This window comes from Ruthenibacterium lactatiformans, from assembly GCF_000949455.1.
Taxonomy (GTDB): Bacteria; Bacillota; Clostridia; order Oscillospirales; family Ruminococcaceae; genus Ruthenibacterium; species Ruthenibacterium lactatiformans.
On record NZ_JXXK01000105.1, the window covers coordinates 1 to 621 of the forward strand.

Here is a 621-nt window from a genome sequence, read left to right on the forward strand (position 1 = left end):
TTCCGGCTTCGGTTCCTCCGGCTCAGAGGACGCAGGCTCCGGCTTCACAGGCGCTGCGAAGCTGTCGACCGGCACGGTATACTTCAGCAGGTTCCCGCACCGGTCCCACACGAAAAAATCGTAGTCTCCGTTCCGGTCCACTTCAAACACGAGCGTATCCACGCCATATGCCACACTGCCGTCTGGCCGCGTGATGGACTGGACGCCGCAGATGCTGCCGTCCGTTCCCAGGTTGACGTTCACCTTTCCGTCCCTGCCCGGCGTCAGCGTATGCGAAGCCGTGGGCGGCGTTTTGTCCAGCACGATGTCCCGTGCTTTTTCTTCGCTCACATTCCCGGCAACATCCCATACACGCACAACGATATGGACGATCTGTTCCTCCGTGAACTTCGGCGGGTCCGCCGGGTCGAACACCGTCCATTCCCCGTCGCCTGCTTTGTATTCGTACCGTTCGATGCCGGAACCGACATCACCGGCGCTGGCGTTCATAATGATATCGTAATTGTAGTACTCGGTTTTGCCGTATTCCGTGATGATGGTGCGGTCGCCGCCGTCCAGCGGCTCAAAATGGAAATCCACAGTCGGGCGCGCGGTGTCCACGTTGCCCACTTGTGCATGCAG

Annotated in this window: 1 pseudogene; it reads right to left on the minus strand. The window is 59.7% G+C overall.

The annotated features are described in order from the left end of the window. A pseudogene (locus TQ39_RS21410) lies at positions 1-621 on the minus strand (OmpL47-type beta-barrel domain-containing protein); the annotation flags it as partial.